A 23,926-nucleotide genomic window follows, 5' to 3' on the forward strand; every position below is an offset into this window, starting at 1 on the left:
CGAGTTCATCTGCAAGGCATGGGCTTCCCAGCCCGAGCGCTTCACTCTCAATCCGCTCCAGCAAATGCCGGGACTAAACATCTAGGACCCGGTTGAGACTAATTTAGCCTCGCCCGACAAACGGCATCTTCGTCGCCATCACGGTCATGAACAGCACGTTGGCGTCGAGCGGCAGGCTGGCCATATGGAGGACGGCGTCGGCGACGCGCTCGACATCCATCACCGCTTCGGCGGCAATGGTGCCGTTGGCTTGCGGCACGCCGACCGTCATCGCTTGCGCCATGTCGGTCAGTGCGTTGCCGATGTCGATCTGGCCGCAAGCAATGTCGAAGGGCCTGCCGTCCAGCGCCAGCGTCTTGGTCAGCCCGGTGATGGCGTGCTTGGTCGCCGTATAGGGCACCGAGCCCGGCCGTGGCGCATAGGCCGATACCGAGCCGTTGTTGATGATGCGGCCGCCCATCGGCTGCTGCCTGCGCATGGCGCCGAAGGCGGCGCGAGCACACAGGAACGAGCCGGTGAGATTGACCCCGACGATGTCGTTCCATACCTCGACCGGGATGTCGTCGATCAATGTCGATTTGTAGCTCGTGCCGGCATTGTTGAAGAGCAGGTCGACGCGCCCGAAAGCTGCAGCCACCGTCTCGAACAGATCGTCGACCTGATCGGCCTTGCTGATGTCGCAGGCGAAGGCCAATGCCTTGGCCTGCGTCGGCCCGGCCGCGGCAATCGCCTCATCCAGCACCGGCTTGCGGCGGCCGCAGAAGACCGTGTTCCAGCCGGCCTTGAGCAGGGCCGTGGCGACGCTTTTGCCGATGCCCGTGCCGGCGCCGGTGACGATGGCGGTTTTATAGTCGGTCATGGCTGTACTCCCTGAAAGGGATGAGCCATCGCAAATGACGGGAAGCATGGCAAGCCGGGCCAAAGCCTGTGCTCACAAAAAGGGCGGCCATTGGCGACCGCCCCTGTCCGAACCGGGCTTGGGAGGAGGAAAGCCGATCCGACTATGTAAAATCATGCGCTTCCTCGGTTAACGAGAAGCTAACGTCGGACGGCCGTGTCGCAGCCCGCTTTTACCAGCGCGAATTGACGGCCGGCTTGGCTGCCTCGCCCGTGGATGCCGCCGGTACCTTCGCCGCCGTCACCGTCGCTTCGACATGGTCGACCAGCGCGTCCGGCAGGCCGAGGCGGCCGGCAAGCAGGTCGAGATAGCCGCGTTCGGCCCGCGTGTCCGGATCGATGGCAAGACGCGAGGCGGTGTAGAGTTCCAGCTTTTGCGCATCGGTCTTGGCGCCGGCGATCAGCACATCCAGATCGAGCGGCGCCTCCAGTTCCGACATCAGGAATTTCTCCGCTTCGGCGCCGACGCCGGCGAGGCTGAGCTTGCCGGCGATCTTCTGCCGCTCTTCGTCATCGACATGACCGTCGGCCTTCGCCGCCGAGATCATCGCCCTGACCAGCGTCAGCGTGAATTCGTCTTCGCCCTGCGGCGCTTGCGACGGATGGAAGGCGGTATCGGCCGGCGGCGGCAGCAATTCCGGTTCGCCTGCAACTTGCGTCTCGGCCGGCGCGTTGCCGTTCTTGTAGTTCTGGTAGGCCTTGTAGGCGAGGCCGCCGATCGCAGCCAACCCACCAAGCTTCACCGCCGCACCGGTGACCTGACGGCCTGGGCCGGTTCCGAGCAGCACCGCGGCCAGCGCACCGGCGGCAAGCGGATTGTCCTTGGCCATCTGCACCGCCTGCCCGGCCTTGTCGCGGACGGTCGATCCGGTACCGGGAACTTGCGAGCCGAGCAGATCGTCGAGGAGCTTCTTGGGATCGAACATCTATGCCTCCAGAATTGGCCCGGCCGAAGGTGCGCGGGCAGGTTTGGACGTCGAAGACCTAGGTCCCGCAGTTTGACATTACAATGACGGGGTGCATCCTTTTGCCCGCTGCCACGCATGACCTCGCACCGACATCTGCTGGGATTTCACGCGAAATCAAAGTGCTGCAGCCTCCTTCCGCGCCCGAACAACACGCGGCGCTGTGGACATTGGATGTGTCGAAACCGCCCTCGACTTCGACTAATGTCGCGGCATGTCGCTTGGGAGGAGCCTGGCATGACCGATGAGACAGACCGCCAGCCGGCACGCGATCCCCAGGAGCTGGAGCGCCTGCTGATTTCGCGGCAATGGGTCGGAGACATTGATGGCATGGCGGCGCTTTTTGAGCCGCATGCAGTCATCGACAGCGGTGGCGGACAACTGACGCTCGGGCGCGAAGCCATCCGAACGCTGTTCGCGGAGATCACCGCAACCGGCCGAAAATTTCAGTCCGGAGATCAGCGTCCGGCTGTCATCAATGGCGACCTGGCGCTCACCTCGACCCGGCTTCCCGACGGCACGATTACCACCGAGGTCGCGCGCCGGCAGAACGACGGGACATGGATGTGGGTCATCGATCGCTTCTCTGTTGCCTGACGTGAAGTTGCTTCACGTCAGCTAACTTCCGATGTGGCGGTCGCCGCGTGCCTGCGCCAGCTCGACCTGTCGCTGGCGCTCGGCATAACGGGAGCGATCTTCATCCGAGCGGGCATCGAAGCAATGCGGGCATGAAACGCCGGTAGCATATTTCGGCGACAGCCGGTCTTCTGCCGCCAGCGGATGCCGGCAGGCGCGGCAGAGTTCCGCCTCGCCTGCGACCAGCCCGTGCGATACCGAAACGCGCTCGTCGAAGACGAAGCATTCGCCTTGCCACAGGCTCTGTTCGGCGGGGACGTCCTCGAGATATTTCAGAATGCCGCCCTTGAGATGGAACACAGCCTCGAAGCCGAGCGACTTCACATAGGCCGTCGCCTTCTCGCAGCGTATGCCGCCGGTGCAGAACATCGCGACCTTTCGCCCCTCGAGCTCATGCCGATACTGCTCGACCCAGGCCGGGAATTCGCGGAAGCTGGTGGTGGCGGGATCGACAGCGCCCTTAAAGGTGCCGAGCGACACCTCGTAGGCGTTACGCGTGTCGATGACGATGGTGCCTGTATCCGAGATCAGTGCGTTCCAGTCGGCTGGCGCAACATAGGTGCCTGCACCTGCCGCCGGATCGATATTGTCCACGCCCATGGTGACGATCTCGCGCTTCAACCGCACCTTCATGCGGTGGAACGGCATCGCTGCGGCGCTGCTGTATTTGATCTCGAGGCCGGCGAGACCGTCGATGGATTCGAGATGACCGATGAGCGCCGTGATTGCCGCTTCACTGCCGGCGACCGTGCCGTTGATGCCCTCACGCGCCAGCAGCAGCGTGCCCTTGATGCCGCGTGCGCGGCAGAAGGCGGCGAGCGGCGCGCGCAGCGCCTCGAAGGTGTCGAGCCGGGCGAAGCGGTAAAGCGCGGCAACGCGGAAGCCTTGGCTGGGCAGTGTCATCACCAAGCCACTAAACGCTCACGACAGCCGGATCAAGGCAGAGCCGGGAGCGGTCTGACCGCGGGTGCGTTTCGAACACCACGCGTGACATCGCGACACGCCGCGTTTCGTGGACAGAAAAACCGCCTTCTGCTAACCGGTCGACTTGATCAACAGAGGAGAGACGACGAATGCCCAGCACGACCGAAAAGCTCCTGTCGCTCCTCAACGGCCAGCCGGTCATACCGGTGCTGAAGATCGCCAATCCCGCCGATGCGGCGCCGCTGGCCCGGGCGCTGGCCCGCGGTGGCCTGCCGGCGATCGAAATCACGCTGCGCACCGCCGACGCGCTGGAGGCGATCCGCCGGGTGGCAGGCGAGGTCGAAGACGCCGTCGTCGGCGCCGGCACCATCCTGGACGCCCGCCAGTTCGGCGAGGCGGCGGCCGCCGGCTCGAAGTTCATCGTCAGCCCCGGCATCACCCGCGAGCTTCTCGCGGCAGCCAGGGACAGCGATGTGCCGTTGCTGCCTGGCGCCATCACGCCGGGAGAGGTCATGGCCGCGCGCGAAGCCGGCCTGCGCTTTCTGAAATTCTTCCCGGCCGAACAGTCGGGCGGCATCGCCTCGCTCAAGGCTTTCGCCTCGCCGCTTGCCGACGTGAAATTCTGCCCGACCGGCGGTATCACCGGCAAGAACGCCGCCGACTACCTCAGCCTGCCCAACGTCATCTGCGTCGGCGGTTCCTGGGTGGCGCCGGACGATCTGGTCAAGGCCGGCAGATGGGACGAGATCGAAGCCTTGGCGCGCGCTGCAAGCAAGCTCGGGCGCTAACATCGCCGCCGATCTGGCCTGCCGCCGATCTGGTTCGCCGGCTGGTTCCCGCTCATGGGCTCGAACCACGATTCACGCCTTCAAAGGGCGCTGTCCTACCATTAGACGAAGCGGGAGAATGCCGACCATTGGTTAGCATCCCGGGATGAAGGAAGCCAGTGCCGGCGGTGAAGGCCGCGCGGGGATGCCGAGCGCGGCCTACTCGGTCTTGAAGCGGGCCACTGACATGAACTTGACGGCCTTACCGGTGAACCGGTTGGCGTCGGCCATTTCGTTGCCCGGCTGGAAGCCCACGGTATAGACCTCGCTCGGTGCCGTACGGACGAAGTCGTAGGCGTAGCGCGGCGCCGTTGTCGCATCCGAAACGGTTGCGACATACTCACCGCTGTGCAGCGCCCAGCGGGCGGCCTGCGGCGCGGCGGCGACCACCACCGGCTTGGGGCCGGGCTTCAGGTCGCGGGCGGTGGCCCTGGGTTCCTTGCGTGTGGTCTTCACGCCTGCTCCGATGACGGCAGCCGGATCGGAGCCGGCCGGGCGGGCAACGATGGCGTCTCGCGGCGATGCGCCGTCGTCGTTCGCCGGTTCCTCGAACACCGATGCTTGCTCGGAAAGCGACGCGACCTTGTATTCGTCGGTCGCGCTGACCCGTTCCAGAACGGCCTTGACCTCGTCGGGCTGCGAACTGTCTGGCCGCGCCGACGGCAATACGGAGAATGCGTCGGTGGCGGTATTGCTCCTCTCGGCTGCACTCGCCAGCGCCAGCAACACTTGCTTGTCCTGCGGTGCAAGACCCGCCTGCGAAAGATCGGCCGGCAGCGAATGATCGGGCCGCCAGCTCGGCACGGGAATGGTATTGGCCGCGGCCTGCACCGGGCCGGCTGCGGCAGACGGGTCTGCCACGCCGAACGGAACGTTTTCAGGTGCCACGCTTGCCGGCGCCGCACTTGCCGACGCTTGCGCGGTCGCCACCGCCTGTTCGGTCGATCCAGCCGCATCCGCCACGCCGAACGGAACATTTTCAGGCGGCTGGGCGCCGACGTCGGTCTTCGGGCGCGGAGCAAAATCCGGCAGCGGGATACTGCGCGCCGGCAATGCCGCGATGATCGTCTCCGGCGTGTCATTCTCCGGTTCAGGCGCAGGCGCCGGAGCATCGGCGACTTCCGGAATCTCGGCGCGCTTGGCATCCTGAGGCGCCACGATGGCAATGCCAGGCAGGTTGCTGCTCTTGGCGGACGGCGCCGGCTTCACGTTACGGGGCTTTGGCGCTGGCTCGGCCATCGCCACATCGGCGCTGTCGTCCGCCTCGTCGTCGCCGCCGCCGAAGAGGGCTGCCAGGAACCCGCGGGATTTTTTTGCACCGCCGCTTGCGCTGGCCAGTTCGATGGCCGGCGCGCCGGCGCCCTTGCGGGCCTTATAGGAGGCGAGCGCCTGTTGATAACCAGGCAGCGGCTTGCCGTCGCTCGGTACATGCAGCGTCTTGCCGTTGGGGAACACGCGCGCCAGTTCCTGGCGGCTGATGCCGGGCCAGTGGCGCACATTGCCGACATCCATATGCACGAAGGGCGAGCCGGAACTGGGATAGTAGCCGACGCCGCCGCCCTGCATCCTGAGGCCGATGTCACGCAGCTTCTTCAGCGGCACGCCGGGAATGTAGAAATCCATCGCCCTGCCGAGCATGTGCTGGCTCTTCTCGGCGACGCCCCTGCTGCGGCTGCGCAGCATCGAATTCGTGGCCGGCGAACGATAGCCGCAGACGACCTGGATGTAATCGGTGGCGCCGCTCTCCCGATACGCCTCCCAGACCAGGTCCAGCAGGCGCGGATCCATCTTGGTCGGCTCGTTGCGGCGCCAGTCGCGCAGGATGATGTTGATCTTTCGCAAGCCCGCCTGGTCGTAGCGGCCATTGCGCTTGTAGACGATCTCCGCCTTTTCATGCGTGTGGAGATGATAGAGCTTCAGCGAACGTGTCTCGGCATTGGCGCCGGTTGCCGCCGCTGCAAGGAACCCGACGGCAACAATCACCGCTGCCAGCCATCTCGGCCAGACGCTCATGTGATAATGCCGCCCGTTTTTGTGTCGTTCGATTCTGTTCAAATCAAAAGGCCTTGCAGGCTGCCGTTTTGTCCCCGGATTTGACCAAACGGATGCGTGGTGTATGCATCCGAATATCGATCCTAATGGTTAATCATCGCTTATTGAAGCCGAAATGCGGTAACACGGTGGCGATATCCCGCCAAAAATATTGCGCAGGATATCGTGGTAAACCGCTGGTTTAGATCATGTTTTGGCGCCAGCTCGAAACACGATCTGTTACCGTCCGCCTTAATACGTGAACACTGCGGCGGATACCTCGTTTCGAGGCGTGCTTGCTTCGAATGGATGCCCGGATGAGAACCAGCTTGGCCCTGTGACTCAGGAAGCGAGCCGTTCGACGCGGCCGGTTTCCGGGTCGATGCCGTATTCCTTGAGCTTGCGGTAGAGCGTCGACCGGCCGATGCCGAGGCGGCGGGCGACTTCGCTCATCTGGCCGTTGTAGTGGTCGATGGCGAGCTTGATCATTTCGAGTTCGACGTCGGCCAGAGCACGCACATTGCCGCGCTCGTCGAGCGCCCGCAGTGTGCCGAAGCGAGGCCTGGCCGGCGCGTCGGGATCGGCGGTTGCTATGCCGCCAGCGGCCGGCAAGTTGTCGCGCGGCTGGCTGCCCGAAGCCAAGCCGGAAGCTGGCCACCCTGGGGCTGCCCCCCCCGAAGCTGGCCCCCCTGAATCTGGCAAGGCAATACCCGAATCGAGATTGACCGTGCCCTCGACCTGCGCCCGGATCTGCGGGAATTCTTCTTCGGTCAGCATGTCGCCGTCGGCAAGCACCGAAGCCCGGAAGACGGCGTTTTCGAGCTGCCTTATGTTGCCCGGCCAGTCATAGGCCTGCAGCATGGCAACCGCCGCAGCCGAGATGCCTCGCAGGCGATGGCGCGGATCGTTGGGCGCCACCTTCTCCATGAAGTGCTCGACCAGATAGGGGATGTCGTCGCGACGGTCGCGCAATGGCGGCACGAAGATCGGATAGACGTTCAGCCGATAGAACAGGTCCTCGCGGAACTTGCCGTCTTTGACCTGCTGCAGCAGGTTGCGATGGGTTGCCGAGATCAGCCTGATGTCGACCCTGACGGTCGAGCGCCCGCCAACCGGATCGACTTCGCCATCCTGCACGGCGCGCAACAGCTTGACCTGCGCGTCGAGCGGCAGGTCGCCGATTTCGTCAAGGAACAGCGTGCCGGTATGCGCTTCGACGAACTTGCCGGTATGTTTTTCGGTGGCGCCGGTGAACGAGCCCTTCTCGTGCCCGAACAGGATCGATTCGACCAGATTGTCGGGGATGGCGCCGCAATTCACGGTGACGAACGGTTTCGAGCGGCGGTCGCCGCTGCCCTGGATGGCGCGCGCCACCAGTTCCTTGCCGACGCCGGATTCACCCTCGATCAGGATCGGAATGTTGGACGCCGCAGCCTTGCGGCCGAGCCGGATCACCCGATCCATCGCCGGACTTTGGGTGATCATGTCCTTGAACGTCAGATGGCCGCCGCGCTGCCGTGACGAGCGCTTCACTTCGCCTTCGAGCGCTTCGACCTTGAGGGCGTTGCCGATCGACGCCTGCAGCCTGTCGGGAGAGGCCGGCTTGACGACGAAATCGAAGGCGCCGTGACGCATTGCCGAAACGACGGTTTCGATGCCGCCCTGCGCGGTCTGCACGATGACGGGAATGTGGATGCCACGCTCGCGCATCGCCTTCAGCACGCCGATGCCGTCGAGGCCGGGCATCATCAGATCGAGGATGACCACCGACACGTCGCGCGCATTGGGTCCGTCGACGAGATCAAGACCGGCCTCGCCGCCATCGGCGACGATCGCGGTGTGGCCGAATTTCGTCACCGCCGCCTCGAGCAGCCGGCGCTGCACGGGATCGTCATCGACTATGAGTATGGAAGCTGCCATGACTGATCCGCCCGTGCCCGCCCGAGAATGCGCCCTATGGATCATCTTGGCACAGGGTTCTAAATAAGCTTTCAAAAAACCCGGTGAATGAATTCCTTAGGATTTGACCGGCTTCTCGTTTCCTCGAATTTTCGTATCTGGAAGGATCGGCAATGCGCATGGTTTTTGCTCGAAAGCTGGCGGCAGCGCCCGGTCAGGGCGTGGCGGAGCTTGGCGACCTGCCGGAATGGAATCTGGCCGATCTCTATTCGGGCATGGAAGCGCCCGAGCTGAAGCGCGACATCGTCCAGGCCGCCGCCGATGCCATCGCCTTCGAAAGCCGTTGGAAAGGCACGCTCGCCGCCGAGGCAGGGCGTGGCAGCGCCGGCAGGCTGGGCGAGGTGCTTCAGGCCTATGAAGCGCTGGAGGAGTTGATCGGCCGCATCGTCTCCTATGCCGGGCTTGTCTATGCCGGCAACACGTCGGATCCGCAGCGCGCCAAGCTCTATGGCGACATCCAGGAAAAGATGGCCGATGCCAGCGCGCACCTGCTATTTTTCGCGCTCGAGCTGAACCTCATCGACGATGGCGCGATCGAAAATGCGCTCGCCGCCGATTCGGCCTTCGCCCATTACCGGCCCTGGGTGCTCGATCTGCGCAAGGACAAGCCCTATCAGCTCGAAGACCGCATCGAGCAGCTCTTCCATGAAAAGTCGATCACCGGGCGCGGGGCCTGGAACCGCCTGTTCGACGAGACGATGACCGATTTGCGCTTCGACGTCGACGGCGAGGAGCTGACGCTGGAGCCGGCGCTCAATCGCCTGCAGGACGCCGATGGCGAGGTGCGCCGCCGGGCGTCCGAGGCGCTGGCCACGACCTTCCGCAAGAATTTGCGCGTCTTTACGCTGGTCACCAACACGCTGGCCAAGGACAAGGAGATCTCCGACCGCTGGCGCGGCTTCGAGGACATTGCCGATTCCCGTCATCTCGCCAACCGCGTCGAACGCAGCGTAGTGGATGCGCTCGCCGCCGCAGTCCGTGACGCCTATCCGCGCCTGTCGCATCGCTATTATGCGATGAAGGCGCGCTGGCTCGGCATGCAGGTGATGAACCACTGGGACCGAAACGCGCCATTGCCCGAGACCCCTCAGGCGGTCATCGGCTGGGACGAGGCCAAGAACACCGTGCTTTCCGCCTACCAGCGCTTTTCGCCCGACATGGCGGAGATCGCCAGAACCTTCTTCGACCGCAACTGGATCGATGCACCGGTGAGACCCGGCAAGTCGCCTGGTGCCTTCGCGCATCCGACCGTGCCTTCGGCGCATCCCTATGTGCTGCTCAACTACATGGGCAAGCCGCGCGACGTGATGACGCTGGCGCACGAGCTCGGCCACGGCGTGCACCAGGTGCTGGCCGGCGGCCAGGGCGCCTTGATGGCATCGACGCCACTGACGCTGGCCGAAACCGCATCGGTGTTCGGCGAGATGCTGACGTTCCGCTCGCTGCTCGAGCAGACCACCGACAAGCGCGAACGCAAGGCCATGCTCGCCCAGAAGGTCGAGGACATGATCAACACGGTCGTGCGCCAGATCGCCTTCTACGAGTTCGAGCGCAAGGTGCATGCCGAGCGCAAGAGCGGCGAATTGACCTCCGACAGGCTCGGCCAGTTCTGGTTGGAAGTGCAGGCGGAAAGCCTCGGGCCGGCGATCAAGCTGCGCGACGGGTACGAGGTTTTCTGGACCTATATCCCGCACTTCATCCACTCGCCTTTCTATGTCTATGCCTATGCATTCGGCGATTGCCTGGTGAACTCGCTCTACGCGGTCTACCAGAACGCCGAGCGCGGTTTTCAGGAGAAATATTTTGCCATGCTGCGCGCCGGCGGCACCAAGCATCATTCCGAGCTTCTGGCGCCGTTCGGCCTCGACGCGGCCGACCCTGCCTTCTGGCAGATCGGGCTTGGTGTGATCAGCGGACTGATCGACGAGCTGGAAGCACTGGACAATTGATGCGCAACACTGGGCGATGCGCAACGCGGGGTGACCGGGTTTTCCAGAACAGTTTAGCTGCAATGCATATTGGCGACGATTCTATTCTTGTCTTGGATATTTGTTCTTAAATAACTTTCCATGGAAGTTTTCCGTTAGATTCCCGTAAGCTGTATGATAGCGTCCGCCCTCAAGCTCAGCCGGGCACGAATGGGTCTGGTCGGAAAGTCCCGACCCGTTCGTGGCGTGCCGGCGGATGCGACAACGGTTGTTGGCCAGGGGCAAACCGGTCGCCGACAGCTCGATCGAAGCCGGCTGTTCTGCAAATTGCGGAATCACCATCGAATGATCCTTCGCCGAGGTCATGGCTCCACAGGCCAGGGCGGACGGATCGGACTGGAGAGAGAAAGACAATGGGCACTTTTTTCTACATGCTCCTGGCGTTCTTGGTAGGTGTGTTGGTTGGCTGGTTCATTTGGGGACGCCTGCGTGGCGAACTCGATAGTTTGCGCGGCGATCTCGACCGCACGCGCAGCGAACGAGACAGGTTGCGGGCCGATAGCGACCGTCTGACCGGTGAGTTGGATGCATGCGGCCGGGCCCGCGCCGATCTCGAACGCCGGCTGGGCGAGGCGAAAACCACCCAGGCGCCAACCGCGAAGGCGGCAACAGCCAAGGCGCCAGCCGCCAAGGCCGGCGCGACCAAGGCGGCGATGCAGGCGCCGTCAACCCTGATGTCGACATCCGCACCAGCCAAACCGGCGCCGAAGAAATCTCCGACGGCAAAGGCCGTGACCGCGCCACGCGCAAGTGCCGCGAAAACGGCAACGCCGAAACCGCCTGCATCGAAAGCGAGCGCCGCACCCAGGAGCGCGCCAGCGGCAAGCAAGGCTGCGCCGGCGGCGAGCAAGGCCGCGCCAGCTGCAAAGAAAGCCGCGAGCGGCAAGGCAACAGCCACTGCTCCAGGCAAAGCCAATGATCTGCGTCGCCTGATCGGCATCGGCCCGACCAACGAGCGGCTGCTCAAAGGGCTTGGGGTCACGACCTATGCCCAGATCGCCGCCTGGACGCCCGACGATGTCAAGCGGATCGAGGCGACATTGAATTTCGACGGCCGCATCGAACGTGAACGCTGGATCGAGCAGGCGAAACTGCTTGCCGCCGGTGACGAGAAGGAATTTGCGCGCCGCTTCCCGACTGCGGGAGAAGCCAGCAATACCTGAGCCATTGCAAGGCGGCATCTGGAACAAGGCGGCGCCCTCTGGCGCCGCTTTTGTTTTTGCCCCCCGCGCCTTTGCGTCTTGAGACGCCGTTCCCTCGATTGCGCACGGTCGAGCCCCCATATAGATCGATCGCTGGTGACCGCAGCATCCGAGCCTTATGTCCCTGCCCCTGCCCTTTGCAATTTTCCGGAACGACGAGACCGCGCGTCAGCTCGTTTTCGACCGGCCGGCCGAGGTCATCGCAGTGCATGGCGAGGCGGATTTTTTGCCGGCGCTGGAAGCCGCGCAGGCTGCACATGACGGCGGCAAATGGCTGGCCGGTTATTTCTCCTACGAGGCCGGTTACCTGCTCGAACCCAAGCTCGTTCCGCTGCTGCCGGCCGGCCGCCGCGCCCCGCTTTTCTGCCTCGGCGTGTTCGACGCGCCGGTCGAGGAGACGGTCGCGCCAGGCGATCTGCCGGCTAGCAACGGCCCGATCTTCGACGCCAAGGCAGCCTGGTCTTCGGACGACTACGCCAAACGCTTTGCCAGGCTGCATGACCACATCCGCAAGGGCGACTGCTACCAGGGCAATCTGACCTTTCCGGTCCATGCGCAATGGTCGGGCGATCCGCTGGTCGCCTTCAACGCGCTGACCGAACGCCAGCCGGTGAAGTATGGCGCGCTGGTCGCGCTTGGCGATCCAATCGTCTTGTCGCGATCGCCGGAACTGTTCTTCGAGGTCGACGCGGAAGGCATGATCGAGACGCATCCGATGAAGGGCACCGCGCCGCGCGGCGCAACAAAAGCCGAGGACGATCGCCTGAAAGCGTTCTTGCGCAACGACGAGAAGAACCAGGCCGAGAACCGGATGATCGTCGATCTCCTGCGCAACGACATCTCACTGATCAGCGAGATTGGCACGCTCGATGTGCCGGAGCTTTTCCGCATCGAGAGCTACCCGACCGTCCACCAGATGGTGAGCCGCGTGCGGGCAAAACTTTTGCCCGGCCTCTCCATCCGCCAGATTTTCGCCGCGCTATTCCCCTGCGGCTCGATCACCGGCGCGCCGAAGATCCGCGCCATGGAAATCCTGCGCGAGCTGGAAAGTGGTCCGCGCGATGTCTATTGCGGCGCCATAGGCTGGATCGCGCCCGGCGGCCGGATGCGTTTTTCCGTGGCGATCCGCACCATCTCGCTCTTTGCCAATGGCGAGGCGGTCTACAATGTCGGCGGCGGTGTCGTCTTCGATTCGACAGCCGAAGAGGAGTACCAGGAGTGTCTGCTGAAAGCCCGTTTCGCGACGGGAACAGTGCCGATTTCGAACTGATCGAAACAATGCGCTGGGAACCCGGCTCGGGTTTCCTTCGTTTCGACCGCCATCTCGCGCGGCTTTACGGCTCGGCAAACGAACTCGGCTTCGCCTGCGACCCGCAAAGGGTCGGCGAAGCACTGATGAATGCGGTTGGTCACCAACAGATCGCGTTGCGCACACGCCTCGTCCTGTCGCGCAATGGCGAAGTCGCGGTTTCGGTGCAGCCCTACGAGCCGCTTGCCGCCGACAAGGTCTGGACACTGCAGCTGGCACGGGTGCGGCTTGATTCGATCGACACGCTGCTGCGCCACAAGACCAGCCGCCGCCAAACCTTTACGCGCGCCCGCGCCGAATATCTTGCCGGCCGGGCCGACGAGGTGCTGCTCGCCAATGAGCGCGGCGAAATCTGCGAGGGCACGATCACCAACGTCTTTGCCGATTTCGGCGAGGGCGTGCTGGCCACGCCCCGGCTCGATTGCGGCCTGCTGCCTGGCGTCCTGCGCGGTGAACTGCTGGATCAAGGCCGCGCCGGTGAAGCGGTCTACACGTGGAACGAACTGAAATCGGCCAAGGCGCTGTTCGTCGGCAACTCGCTGCGCGGATTGATCCCGGCGCGGCTGGGCTGAAGCATCGGAGACAACAATGTTCGTGGTTTCGCTGAACTACAAGGTGCCGCTGACCGAGATCGACCGCCTGCAGCAAGCGCATGTCGAGTGGCTGAAGGCCTGCTACGCGCAAGGTATCTTTGTCGCCTCGGGGCCAAAGCGGCCAAGGACCGGCGGCATCATCATCGCGCACGGTCCACGCGAAGTGCTCGATGCCAGACTGGCTGACGATCCCTTCGCCAAGGCAGGTGCCGCCGATTACGAAATCACCGAATTCACGGCGAGAATGGCCACTGCCGCACTGGAAGCCTACAAAGAAGCATGAGTTTCCGCCCACCGACCCACACACCCTATGACGGCTCGTCGAAACTGTTCACCATCGGGCTGAAACCGCTCAATCTCGATAGCTGGATCGAGGTCGACGAATATCTGCTGCCCTATCTTGCCGAGAAACGCCGGCTTTACGCGGAAATTCCCGGCAAGGTTTTTGTCGAGGAGCAAACAACGCGCGAGGCCCAGCGCGAAGTGCTCGATCTGCTCGGTGCGCATTTGGCGGCGAACTTTCCTGAGACCCACAGGCGTACCGACAACGCGATCGAGGTGATCGGCGGCACCGACAATCTCGAGGGCTCAGGCACCTCAGCTCCTTTCAGCGATGCGCCGCTTGTCGCGGCCTCGTTACTCGTCCAGGAGGATTTGATCCTGATGCGCCGCGACGAGAGCGGCTGGCGCCTGGCGGCCGGCTCGCTCTGCTTCCCCTCGTCATGGTCGCTGATCGAAAAATTCGGCAAGCCGCTGCAGCAGATCCACGCGCCGGTACCGGGTTTCGGTCCTGGCACACGGCCGGCCGATCTCATCAACCGCATGTTCGACGGCCTCCGGGGCCAAGCCGTCGAGCGCTACAACTGGTCGATCCAGGCGGGCAATGCGCTCTACCATCCGCTCTCCAACCTCGAGCGCATCGACCGTGCCAGCAGTCGCCCGTCGAGATTCCCGGACGGCGACATCGACGCCCATGCCTTTATTCGCGTCGAGCGGCAGACCCTGAGAAAGCTCCCCGTTTCGGGCGACATACTCTTCACCATTCGCATCCATCTCGATCCGCTCGCCGTGCTGGAACGCCATCGCGACCGCGCGGCGCTCTCAGCGTCCTTGGCCGAACAACTTCTGGCGCTGGACGAGGCACAGCTCGACTACAAGGGGATGACCGCCGACCGTGACCGGCTGACGGAACGACTGAAAGTCATGGCTTGGGGGAACAATGATCCAACATCTTAGCAGTCCGGTCACGTTCATGGCCGCGATCCTGGTACTGTCGACAGCAGCCGAAGCGGAGCCGGTGACTTATGCCGGCAAGCTTGGAAAAAGCGATATCGTCGTCGAATTCACCGGCGATCCGGCGGCCACCGACGGCCCGCTGGCCGGCCGCTACTTCTACCGCTCGAAGGGCGTCGACATCCCGCTGCAAGCCAGGTCGCAGAAGGGCAGCAAGTTCGAACTGGCCGAGGAGGAGGCATGCGGCGCCGATAATTGCGATGACGGAAAGGCCGCGCCGATCGCCGCTGTGTGGCGCCTGGCCTCATCCAGTAACGGCAAGACCCTTGAAGGCAGCTGGAACGGAAAGAAGGCGCTGCCGCTCAGATTGGAACGGGTCGCAAGTCGGCAGGTGACTGGGAGCGAGCCCAGCACCCCGCTCGATCTCTACGATTTCAGCTTCATGAAGTTCTTCGGCAATGACACGCCGCTCACCATGGAAACGTCCCCCTATGACTATCTGCGGATGGACACTCAGCTCGATAACGGCAAGACCACTGGTTGGCCGGACGCGACCTACCGCTACGTCGTCGACCCCCGCACCAAATTCGCCACGCCGCGCATTGTCGAACTGTCCGGCAACGTTTCGGTCGAGGCCGCGAATGCTCTGCTGCAAGACAGGCACTGGCGCGCAAACATCGGCGCACTGGGCTGCGTGGCTGCGCAATACGCCGGTTTCAACGAAGGCGGGCCGATTGACGGTGTGAACGACGGCACGCTCGGCGGCTATGAGGACAGCACATTCGAAGTGAGCTCGCTGACGCCGCGGCTGATGAGCTGGCGGGAGTCCGGCAGCATCTTCTGCGGCGGAGCGCATCCGACCAACTATTCGGACGCCTACATCATGGATGTGCGGCGCGGCGTCCTGCTTGGCCTTCAGGACATTTTCTCGGATACGGTGGATGGCAAGCCCGGTCCTTCCCTCGCCTCCTTGGTCAAGCAGCGGCGCAAGAAACCGACCGATCAGACCGACATCGATCACGAAGCCGAATGCGGCATGGACGATCTCATCGGCGAATATCTGGCGGTCAGCCTCTGGCGGGAGGGCGACAAGCAGGTTCTGGTGTTCGGGCTCCAGACCCTTCCGCATGCCATCCAGGCCTGCGCCGACGATCTGCTGGAACTACCGGTCTCCGAGGCACGTGACCTCTTCAAGCCTGAATTCGCAAGACTGGTCGAGCCGTAGCCGGGATGGCGCGGCGTGAGGCCGGCCGTCCGCTTTTCGCTTTATTGTGACAATGATCTATGGTTTGTCGCGCCGCGGCCAAGCCGCTGTTCCGAAGCGTTTTTTGAGGGAGTAATCGATAAATGGCGAATGAAAACTGGCCCGTTTACGGTGAGATCACCGGCCCTGTCGTGATGATCGGCTTCGGCTCGATCGGACGGGGAACGCTGCCGCTGATCGAGCGCCATTTCAAATTCGACAAGTCGCGCATGACGGTCATCGACCCGCGCGACGCCGACCGCAAATTGCTCGACGAGCGCGGCATCACCTTCATGCAGGATGCGGTGACCAAAAAGAACTACAAGAAGCTGCTGACACCGCTTTTGACCAATGGCGGCGGCCAGGGCTTTTGCGTCAACCTGTCGGTCGACACTTCCTCGCTCGAGCTGATGAAGCTCTGCCGCAAGCTTGGCGTCCTCTACGTCGACACGGTGGTCGAGCCTTGGCTCGGCTTCTATTTCGACGAAAAGGCCGACAATGCCTCACGCACCAACTATGCGCTGCGCGAGACGGTGCGTACTGAAATCGCGAAGAACCCGGGCGGCACCACGGCGATCTCGTGCTGCGGCGCCAATCCCGGCATGGTCTCGTGGTTCGTCAAGCAGGCACTGGTCAACCTCGCCACAGATCTTGGCCTCGACTTCTCGGAACCCGCGCAGCACGATCGCGAAGGCTGGGCCAGGCTGATGAAGAAGGCCGGCGTCAAGGGCATCCATATCGCCGAGCGCGACACCCAGCGCACCAAGAAACCCAAGCCGATGAACGTGTTCTGGAACACCTGGTCGGTCGAAGGCTTCATTTCGGAAGGCCTGCAGCCGGCCGAGCTCGGTTGGGGCACGCATGAGACGTGGATGCCGAAGAACGCCAAAAAGCACAAGAACGGCTCGAAGGCCGCGATCTTTCTGGAGCAGCCCGGCGCCAACACGCGCGTGCGCACATGGTGCCCGACGTCCGGTCCGCAATACGGCTTCCTGGTGACGCATAATGAGGCGATTTCGATTGCCGATTTCTTCACTTTGTCCAGCAAGAAGGGCAAGGTGCAGTACCGGCCGACCTGCCATTACGCCTATCATCCCTGCAACGACGCCGTGCTGTCACTGCACGAGATGTTCGGTGCCGCCGGCGAGGCTCAGCCCGTACATCACGTGCTCGACGAAAACGAACTGGTCGATGGCATCGACGAACTCGGCGTGCTGCTCTACGGCCACGCCAAGAACGCCTACTGGTACGGCTCGCAGCTGTCGCTGGCCGAGGCGCGCAAGCTGGCGCCCTACCAGAACGCCACCGGCATGCAGGTCACGTCGGCGGTGCTGGCCGGCATGGTCTGGGCGCTGGAAAATCCCGAGGCCGGCATCGTCGAAGCCGACGAGATGGATTACAAGCGCTGCCTCGACGTGCAGAACCCATATCTCGGGCCGGTCAGGAGCTATTATACGGACTGGACACCGCTCGACAATCGGCCTGGTCTGTTTTCCGAGGACCTCGACACCAAAGACCCGTGGCAATTCCGCAACATCCTCGTTCGATAGCAGCGTTGCCTCGACACTCCGCCAGCTTGCAATCGCCCGGAAATCGGGCGATTGAAGAGGGCGGACCGAGGAGAGGAATTTGATGATGACGATTGTGCAAAGGTTGCTTTCGGCTGGCGTTGCCGCAGCCGCTGCCGTCACGTTGGCGGCCTGCACCACCACCGGCCCAGGCGAGCCGCCGGTGATCACGGCCAAAGGGGTCGAAGGCTCCTGGATCGACGCGCAGGGCACGGGCTTGTCCACCTTCAGGGGCGGCAGCTTCGCGACCGTCGCCACCGATACCGGCCAGAAGCTTGCCGATGGCAGCTACACCATGACCGGCGGCACCTCAGTCGAGATCCATGGCACTTCGCTGATCCGCCAGACGCCGATCAGCTTCAACTGCTTGATGGTCTCCACCAGCCAGCTCAATTGCACCAGCGCGAGCGGGCAGAATTTTGTGCTGACCAGGCGCACCTGAAATTCGATTCCGACTTGACTTTGCAAAGGGCGGCGGCTTCAAGCCGCCGTCTTCTTGCGCCGGCAAAGCTGATGCCGATTTCCGCTTGCATCGACTGAAACGCGATGTGAACATGGCCCGAGAGGGCTGTTACATCCCAGTCAAACAAGAGCGTTAAACGCGTCTGGTCCAGTTATCCGGGAGACGAGAATGAAGAAGATCGCTGCCATCGCCGCGCTGTCGGCATCGGCGCTTGGCCTGTCGGCAGGGGTATCCTTTGCCGACTACACGCTGAACATCCTGCACATCAACGACTGGCACAGCCGCATCGAGAGCAACAACAAGTATGAATCGACCTGCTCGGCCGAGGAGGAGACCAAGGGCGAATGCGTCGGCGGCGCCGGCCGCCTGGTCACCGCGATCGCCCAGGAGCGCAAGAAGCTGCAAGGCCAGAACGTGCTGCTGCTCAGCGCCGGCGACAATTTCCAGGGCTCGCTCTTCTACACGACCTACAAGGGTAAGACCGAAGGCGAATTCCTCAACCAGATGAAATTCGATGCCGAGGTGGTCGGCAACCATGAGTTCGACGATGGCGAGTCGGCGCTGGCGCCGTTTCTCGACATGATCCAGTTTCCGGTGCTCGGCGCCAACGTGAAGGCCAATGCGCAATCCAAGCTCGGCGACCGCGTCAAGCCGTCGATCGTGGTCGAGGTCGGCGGCCAGAAGATCGGCATCGTCGGCGCGGTCACCAACGACACGCCGGAGCTTGCCTCCCCTGGCCCGAACATCGCCATTGAAGACGACGTCAAGTCGATCACCGCTGAGGTCGAGAAACTGAAGGGAGAGGGCGTCAACAAAATCATCGCGGTCACCCATATCGGCTACAAGCGCGAGCGCGACGTGATCGCCAAGATCCCGGGCGTCGACGTGGTGGTCGGCGGCCACAGCCATTCGCTGCTTTCCAACACCGACCCCAAGGCGGAAGGCCCTTATCCGACGATGGTCGACAATCCGGACGGCTACAAAGTGCCGGTCGTGCAGGCGGCGTCCTATTCGAAATATCTCGGCGAGTTCAAGGTCGTGTTCGACGACAACGGCGTCGTCAAGGAGGCCAGCGGCGATCCTATCCATCTCGACAAATCGATCATTCCCGACCCCGCCGTGCTTGCCCGTATCAAGGAACTCGGCGCGCCGATCGAGGCTTTGAAGAACAAGGAAGTCGCCGAGACCACCAAGGCGATCGACGGCAGCCGCGAAAACTGCCGCGCCCGCGAATGCGAGATGGGCAATCTGGTCTCCGACGCCGTCCTCGACCGGGTCAAGGGCCAGGGTGTAGAGATCGTCATCTCGAATGGTGGCGGCTTGCGCGCCTCGATCGACCAGGGCACCGTCACCATGGGCGAGGTTCTCCCCGTCCTGCCGTTTCAGAACACGCTGGCGACCTTCCAGATCTCCGGTAAGGATCTGGTTGCCGGCCTCGAAAGCGGCCTCAGCCAGGTCGAGGACGGCGCCGGGCGCTTCCCGCAGGTTGCCGGCCTGAAATATGCGTTCGACAAATCGGCGCCGCCTAACGGACGCGTCAAATCGGTCGAGGTGATGGAAGGCGGCGCCTGGACGCCGATCAAACCGGAGAAGGACTACCTGGTCGCCACCAACAACTATGTCCGCCAGGGCGGCGACGGCTACAAGGTGTTCGCCGAGAAGGCCAAGAACGCCTATGATTACGGCCCGGGGCTGGAACAGGTCGTTGCCGATTACCTCGGCGCGCACCGGCCCTATACGCCGAAGCTCGATGGCCGCATCACCGAGATCGCCGCGACCGGAGCCCCGACCGCAGAACCTGCCAACCCGGCCGAACCGCCAAAACCTGCTGAGGCAGCGCCGATAAAGCCTGCTGAGCCGGCAATGCCCGAAATGCCGGCCGGCTCCGGCGACATTTCCAAAACGCCGCCGGCCGTCCCGGCGGAAACCGCGCCGGCAACACCCGCACCCGCCGAGCCGGCCCAGCCGGCGGCACCTGCGGCTCCGGCCACACCGGCTCCGGCGACCCCTGCTCCGGCCGAACCGGCCAAGCCCGCCGAGACAGCGCCTGCCCCGAGTCAGCCAGCCCCAAGTGAGCCGGCAAAACCTGCCGAGCCGGCTGCGACGGCACCAGCCGAAAGCAGCCATGTAATCGTCGCCGGCGATACCTATTGGGATCTCGCGGTGAAGGCCTATGGCGACGGCACCAAATGGAAAATGATCTACGATGCCAACAAAGCCTACGAGCCACGCCGGCTGCCGGTCGGCGCAACCTTGACTATCCCGGCGGCCTCGAAGTAATCCGGCCGCATGAACGCAATGCACCCGCCCGGCAAACCGGGCGGGTGCTGCATTTCTGGGATAAGGTGCGGCCAGACGCTGCATTTGAAAACCGGCGCGGCATCGCTACTTTCGCCGCGGCACCGTTGGTTCGCGGTGTTGGAGAACCTCATGACGCGTGCCAGCCCTGCTGAAATCAAAGCCGAGAGGACCACCGCCTCGCCGTCGGCAGGGCGCCCTCTGGTCAGGACCGGCAAGGTCGGTGTCATGCTGATCAATCTCGGCACCCCGGACGGCACCGGCTTCAAGCCGATGTGGCGCTACCTCCGGGAGTTCCTGTCCGATCCGCGCGTCATCGAGCTCAACAAGGCGATCTGGTATCCGATCCTCTATGGCGTGGTCCTCACCACCCGGCCGAAGAAATCGGGCGCCAACTATGCCAGGATATGGAACCGGGAGCGCAACGAGTCGCCGCTGCGAACCTACACCCGTGCCCAGGCCGAGAAGCTCGGGCTTGCGCTCGGCGATTTACCCAACGTCGTCGTCGACTGGGCGATGCGCTACGGCAACCCTTCGACCGAGAGCGTGGCCAACAGACTGGTCGAGCAAGGCTGCGACCGCGTCCTGTCTTTCCCGCTCTATCCGCAATATTCGGCGACGACGACTGCGACTGCCAACGACCAACTGTTTCGCGCGCTGATGAAGATGCGCCGCGCCCCGGCCATTCGCAGCGTGCCGCCCTATTACAACGAGCCGGCCTATATCGAGGCGCTCGCCCGTTCGATCGAAAAGCATCTGGCGAGCCTCGACTTCGAACCGGAAATTGTCATCGCTTCCTATCACGGCATTCCGAAACCCTATTCCGACAAGGGCGACCCCTACCAAGCCCATTGCCTCGAGACGACGCGGCTGCTGCGCGAAAAGCTCGGCTGGGATGAAAAGAAGCTGATCACAACCTTTCAGTCGCGCTTCGGCGCGCAGGAATGGCTGCAGCCCTACACCGACAAGACGGTCGAAAGACTAGGGCGCGAAGGCGTGAAATCGATCGCCATCGTCAATCCGGGATTTTCCGTCGACTGCATCGAGACGCTGGACGAAATCGGCAGGGAAGCGGCCGAGACCTTCCACCATGCCGGCGGTGAAAAGTTCGCACACATCCCTTGCCTCAACGACAGTGCCGAGGGCATGGCGGTGATCGAGGCGATGGTGCGGCGCGAGTTGTCCGGCTGGGCCTGAACAGATCACCCGTCCATGCACCGGCAATCCGTGATCACCTGATTGTAACGTTGCTGAAACACACTTAAGTGTTTGGTCAAGTCGGCCGCGTGGAATGTCCAACATGGCCGGCTTTTGAGGGGAGAGCCAAATGGGTTTCAGTGGTTTTGATATCGCGCTTCTTGTTCTTGTCGCCCTTGTCGTCCTGGTGCTTTTCAAGGGCATCCGGACAATTCCGCAAGGCTATAATTATACCGTCGAACGCTTTGGCCGTTACACCAGGACATTGAACCCAGGCCTAAATCTGATCGTGCCTTTCGTCGACCGTGTCGGCGCCAAGATGAACATGATGGAGCAGGTTCTCGACGTTCCGACGCAGGAGATCATCACCCGCGACAATGCCACCGTTGCCGTCGATGGTATCGCCTTCTATCAGGTGCTCAACGCGGCGCAGGCCGCCTACCAGGTCTCCGGCCTGCAGAATGCGATTCTCAATCTCACGATGACCAACATCCGCACCGTGATGGGCTCGATGGACCTCGACGAACTTTTGTCGAACCGCGACGCCATCAACGAGCGCCTGCTGCGGGTCGTTGACGAGGCGGCGCATCCCTGGGGCATCAAGATTACTCGTGTCGAGATCAAGGACATCAACCCACCGGCCAATCTCGTCGAATCGATGGGCCGCCAGATGATGGCCGAGCGCAATAAGCGCGCCCAGATCCTCGCCGCCGAAGGCCTCAAGCAATCGCAGATTCTGGAGGCCGAGGGCCGCAAGGAAGCCGCCTTCCGCGACGCCGAGGCGCGCGAGCGCTCGGCCGAGGCTGAAGCACGCGCCACGCAGGTGGTGTCGGAGGCGATCTCCAAGGGCGACGTGCAGGCGCTCAACTACTTCGTCGCGCTGAAATACACCGAAGCGCTGACCAAGATCGGCTCGGCGACAAACAGCAAGCTCGTTCTGATGCCGATAGAGGCCTCATCGCTGATCGGCACGCTCGGCGGCATTGGCGAAATCGCCAAGGAGGTTTTCCGGAGCGAAGGCACCGCCGGCGCCGCACGACAGGCCGCCCGCCCGCCGGTGGTTCGCCCGAGCGAAACCTGAGGCCGCCGCCATGCTCGACCGCATTGTTTCCGAACTCGGCCCGTGGAGCTGGATGGTCCTCGGCTTCGTCCTGCTGGTTATGGAGGTTATCGCGCCGGGTATTTTCATGCTGTGGATCGGCATTGCCGCGCTGTTGATCGGCGTCGTCTCACTTCTCATCTGGGATGCCGGTTTCTGGACCTGGCAGGTCCAGGTCCTCGCCTTCCTCGCGCTGTCGCTGGTCTCGGCCTATGTCGGCAAGCGGCTGGTGGGCGGGCGCCATGATGAAACCGACCAGCCGCTGCTCAACCGTCGCGGCGCACAGATGGTCGGCCGGACGGCGACCCTTGCCGAGCCGATCAAGGACGGGCGCGGCCGCATCAAGCTGGGCGACACGTTGTGGCGCGTCTCCGGCCCTGACCTGCCGGCCGGCACGCAGGTGCGCGTGACGGGCGCCGCTGATACCGACCTGGAACTGACGGTCGAGGCGGTCTAGAAGCCCGCTAGGCAGCACCGATGCGCAGCAGGTCGTGCAGATGGACGAGCCCGATCGGCCGCCTGCCTTCGACCACCATTAGGCTGGTGATGGCCGAGTCGTTGATCGTCTGCAGCGCCGTCGCAACAAGCGTGTCGGGCGCGGCCATTTTTGGCTCTCTGGTCATCACCTGATCGACGCTCATCGCCAGGAGATCGCTGCCGATATGGCGCCTGATGTCACCGTCGGTGATGATGCCGATCAGCTTGCCGTCCGCGCCAGTCACCGCCACGCAGCCAAACCCCTTGCGCGACAATTCCAGGATCGCTTCGCGCATGCCGGTACCTGACGACACCAGCGGCAGCCTGTCGCCGACATGCATGATCTCGCGGATCTGCGTCAGGTTGGCTCCGAGCTGGCCGCCGGGATGGAACGTGCGGAAATGGTCCGGGGTGAAGCCGCGTGCCTCGAGCAGCGCGATGGCCAGCGCATCGCCCATCACCATTTGCAGCAGCGTCGAGGTCGTCGGCGCAAGGCCGTGCGGACAGGCTTCCGGGGCTCGCGGCAGCAGAAGCACCACGTCCGCTGCGCGCGCCAGAGCCGATTTTTCGCCCGCAGTGACCGCGACCAGCGGGATCGAGAAGCGCCTCGAATAGGCGATGATGCCTTTGAGCTCGAGGCTTTCCCCCGACCACGACAGGGCGACGATAGCGTCGTTCCTGGCGATCATGCCGAGGTCGCCGTGATTGGCTTCGGCAGGGTGGACGAAGAAGGCCGGCGTGCCGGTCGAGGCGAGCGTCGCGGCGATCTTCGAGCCGATATGGCCGCTTTTGCCGACCCCGGTGACGATGACGCGGCCATCGATCTGCGACACCATGTCGACGGCCCGTGCGAACGGCTCGGCCAGCCCGTTTTCGAGAGCGTCTGCCAGTGCCGCGACGCCGGCCTGCTCCGTCGCCACCGTTCTCAGCGCCGAGGCAATCGCGGCCTGCCCGTCGTGCCGCTTCCTGTCTGGGGATTTCACGTCCATGGACGATGCGATTAGCGCTTCGGCGCGC

22 protein-coding genes and 1 tRNA gene are annotated in these 23,926 nt (G+C 63.4%); 15 read left to right on the plus strand and 8 right to left on the minus strand.

The genetic code is table 11. The annotated features are described in order from the left end of the window. Positions 1–103: 103 nt before the first annotated feature. Positions 104–859, minus strand: a complete 756-nt coding sequence (locus NKH21_RS20575) for an SDR family oxidoreductase (RefSeq protein ID WP_352665487.1) — start codon at positions 857–859, stop codon at positions 104–106. 211 nt (positions 860–1,070) lie between these two features. Then, the gene (locus tag NKH21_RS20580; RefSeq protein WP_352665488.1) at positions 1,071–1,823 is read right to left on the minus strand and encodes a tellurite resistance TerB family protein; all 753 of its coding nucleotides are present in this window, start codon (positions 1,821–1,823) and stop codon (positions 1,071–1,073) included. Between the two features lie 276 nt (positions 1,824–2,099). Here NKH21_RS20580 and NKH21_RS20585 point away from each other — a divergent pair, with 276 nt between their 5' ends. After that, on the plus strand, positions 2,100–2,459 hold the full coding sequence (locus tag NKH21_RS20585) for a YybH family protein (protein ID WP_352665489.1): 360 nt from the start codon (positions 2,100–2,102) through the stop codon (positions 2,457–2,459). Between the two features lie 21 nt (positions 2,460–2,480). On the opposite strand, the gene trhO is transcribed toward NKH21_RS20585, so the two are convergent. Continuing rightward, the gene (gene trhO, locus NKH21_RS20590) at positions 2,481–3,401 is read right to left on the minus strand and encodes an oxygen-dependent tRNA uridine(34) hydroxylase TrhO (protein WP_502903399.1); all 921 of its coding nucleotides are present in this window, start codon (positions 3,399–3,401) and stop codon (positions 2,481–2,483) included. A 170-nt stretch (positions 3,402–3,571) separates the two neighbouring features. On the opposite strand from trhO, the gene NKH21_RS20595 reads away from it, so the two are divergent. Continuing rightward, positions 3,572–4,210 carry a 2-dehydro-3-deoxy-phosphogluconate aldolase gene (locus NKH21_RS20595; protein ID WP_352665491.1) on the plus strand — a complete coding sequence of 213 codons (639 nt, stop codon included), beginning with the start codon at positions 3,572–3,574 and terminating at the stop codon, positions 4,208–4,210. Between the two features lie 42 nt (positions 4,211–4,252). On the opposite strand, the gene NKH21_RS20600 is transcribed toward NKH21_RS20595, so the two are convergent. The 3 genes from NKH21_RS20600 to NKH21_RS20610 form a co-directional block, all read right to left on the minus strand. Beyond that, positions 4,253–4,326: transfer RNA gene (locus NKH21_RS20600), tRNA-Gln, on the minus strand. An 82-nt stretch (positions 4,327–4,408) separates the two neighbouring features. Continuing rightward, complete coding sequence (mepK, locus tag NKH21_RS20605; RefSeq protein WP_352665494.1) at positions 4,409–6,262, minus strand: peptidoglycan L,D-endopeptidase MepK; 1,854 nt, start codon at positions 6,260–6,262, stop codon at positions 4,409–4,411. Positions 6,263–6,622: 360 nt separating this feature from the next. After that, positions 6,623–8,200, minus strand: a complete 1,578-nt coding sequence (locus NKH21_RS20610) for a sigma-54-dependent transcriptional regulator (protein WP_352665496.1) — start codon at positions 8,198–8,200, stop codon at positions 6,623–6,625. 152 nt (positions 8,201–8,352) lie between these two features. Between NKH21_RS20610 and NKH21_RS20615 the strand changes: the two genes are divergently transcribed. Next, the gene (locus tag NKH21_RS20615; RefSeq protein ID WP_352665497.1) at positions 8,353–10,188 is read left to right on the plus strand and encodes a M3 family oligoendopeptidase; all 1,836 of its coding nucleotides are present in this window, start codon (positions 8,353–8,355) and stop codon (positions 10,186–10,188) included. Between the two features lie 81 nt (positions 10,189–10,269). Here NKH21_RS20615 and NKH21_RS20620 read toward each other — a convergent pair whose 3' ends face one another. Continuing rightward, positions 10,270–10,533: a hypothetical protein gene (locus NKH21_RS20620; protein ID WP_352867163.1), complete on the minus strand. Its 264-nt coding sequence runs from the start codon at positions 10,531–10,533 to the stop codon at positions 10,270–10,272. Positions 10,534–10,580: 47 nt separating this feature from the next. Between NKH21_RS20620 and NKH21_RS20625 the strand changes: the two genes are divergently transcribed. The 12 genes from NKH21_RS20625 to NKH21_RS20680 all read left to right on the plus strand — a co-directional run bounded on the left by NKH21_RS20625 (position 10,581) and on the right by NKH21_RS20680 (position 22,889). Further along, positions 10,581–11,390, plus strand: coding sequence for a helix-hairpin-helix domain-containing protein (locus tag NKH21_RS20625; RefSeq protein ID WP_352665500.1), 810 nt, complete (start codon positions 10,581–10,583; stop codon positions 11,388–11,390). Positions 11,391–11,547: 157 nt separating this feature from the next. After that, positions 11,548–12,699: an aminodeoxychorismate synthase component I gene (locus NKH21_RS20630; RefSeq protein ID WP_352665502.1), complete on the plus strand. Its 1,152-nt coding sequence runs from the start codon at positions 11,548–11,550 to the stop codon at positions 12,697–12,699. After that, positions 12,648–13,310: an aminotransferase class IV family protein gene (locus NKH21_RS20635; protein ID WP_352867166.1), complete on the plus strand. Its 663-nt coding sequence runs from the start codon at positions 12,648–12,650 to the stop codon at positions 13,308–13,310. Before NKH21_RS20630 ends, NKH21_RS20635 begins: the two co-directional genes overlap by 52 nt. A 16-nt stretch (positions 13,311–13,326) precedes the next feature. Then, positions 13,327–13,614 carry a YciI family protein gene (locus NKH21_RS20640; protein ID WP_352665505.1) on the plus strand — a complete coding sequence of 96 codons (288 nt, stop codon included), beginning with the start codon at positions 13,327–13,329 and terminating at the stop codon, positions 13,612–13,614. Beyond that, on the plus strand, positions 13,611–14,567 hold the full coding sequence (locus NKH21_RS20645) for a heme-dependent oxidative N-demethylase family protein (RefSeq protein WP_352867168.1): 957 nt from the start codon (positions 13,611–13,613) through the stop codon (positions 14,565–14,567). The genes NKH21_RS20640 and NKH21_RS20645 overlap by 4 nt, the downstream gene beginning before the upstream one ends. Then, entirely contained in the window at positions 14,551–15,789 is a 1,239-nt protein-coding gene (locus tag NKH21_RS20650; RefSeq protein WP_352867170.1) for a hypothetical protein, read from the plus strand. Before NKH21_RS20645 ends, NKH21_RS20650 begins: the two co-directional genes overlap by 17 nt. 122 nt (positions 15,790–15,911) lie before the next feature. Further along, a complete protein-coding gene (locus tag NKH21_RS20655) occupies positions 15,912–17,357 on the plus strand; it encodes a homospermidine synthase (protein ID WP_352867172.1) in 1,446 nt (481 codons plus the stop codon). Positions 17,358–17,442: 85 nt separating this feature from the next. Beyond that, a complete protein-coding gene (gene omp10 / locus NKH21_RS20660) occupies positions 17,443–17,817 on the plus strand; it encodes an outer membrane lipoprotein Omp10 (protein ID WP_352665656.1) in 375 nt (124 codons plus the stop codon). Between the two features lie 189 nt (positions 17,818–18,006). Further along, positions 18,007–20,118 (plus strand): 5'-nucleotidase C-terminal domain-containing protein, encoded by a 2,112-nt coding sequence (locus NKH21_RS20665; protein WP_352867174.1) that lies wholly within the window; start codon positions 18,007–18,009, stop codon positions 20,116–20,118. A gap of 150 nt (positions 20,119–20,268) precedes the next feature. Next, positions 20,269–21,333 carry a ferrochelatase gene (gene hemH, locus NKH21_RS20670; protein WP_352665513.1) on the plus strand — a complete coding sequence of 355 codons (1,065 nt, stop codon included), beginning with the start codon at positions 20,269–20,271 and terminating at the stop codon, positions 21,331–21,333. A gap of 130 nt (positions 21,334–21,463) precedes the next feature. After that, entirely contained in the window at positions 21,464–22,414 is a 951-nt protein-coding gene (locus NKH21_RS20675) for an SPFH domain-containing protein (RefSeq protein ID WP_352713527.1), read from the plus strand. 10 nt (positions 22,415–22,424) lie between these two features. Next, positions 22,425–22,889, plus strand: a complete 465-nt coding sequence (locus tag NKH21_RS20680) for an NfeD family protein (protein WP_352454064.1) — start codon at positions 22,425–22,427, stop codon at positions 22,887–22,889. Between the two features lie 7 nt (positions 22,890–22,896). On the opposite strand, the gene NKH21_RS20685 is transcribed toward NKH21_RS20680, so the two are convergent. Beyond that, entirely contained in the window at positions 22,897–23,898 is a 1,002-nt protein-coding gene (locus NKH21_RS20685) for a KpsF/GutQ family sugar-phosphate isomerase (protein ID WP_292664673.1), read from the minus strand. Positions 23,899–23,926 lie beyond the last annotated feature (28 nt).

This window comes from Mesorhizobium sp. M1329, assembly GCF_040318035.1.
Taxonomy (GTDB): Bacteria; Pseudomonadota; Alphaproteobacteria; order Rhizobiales; family Rhizobiaceae; genus Mesorhizobium.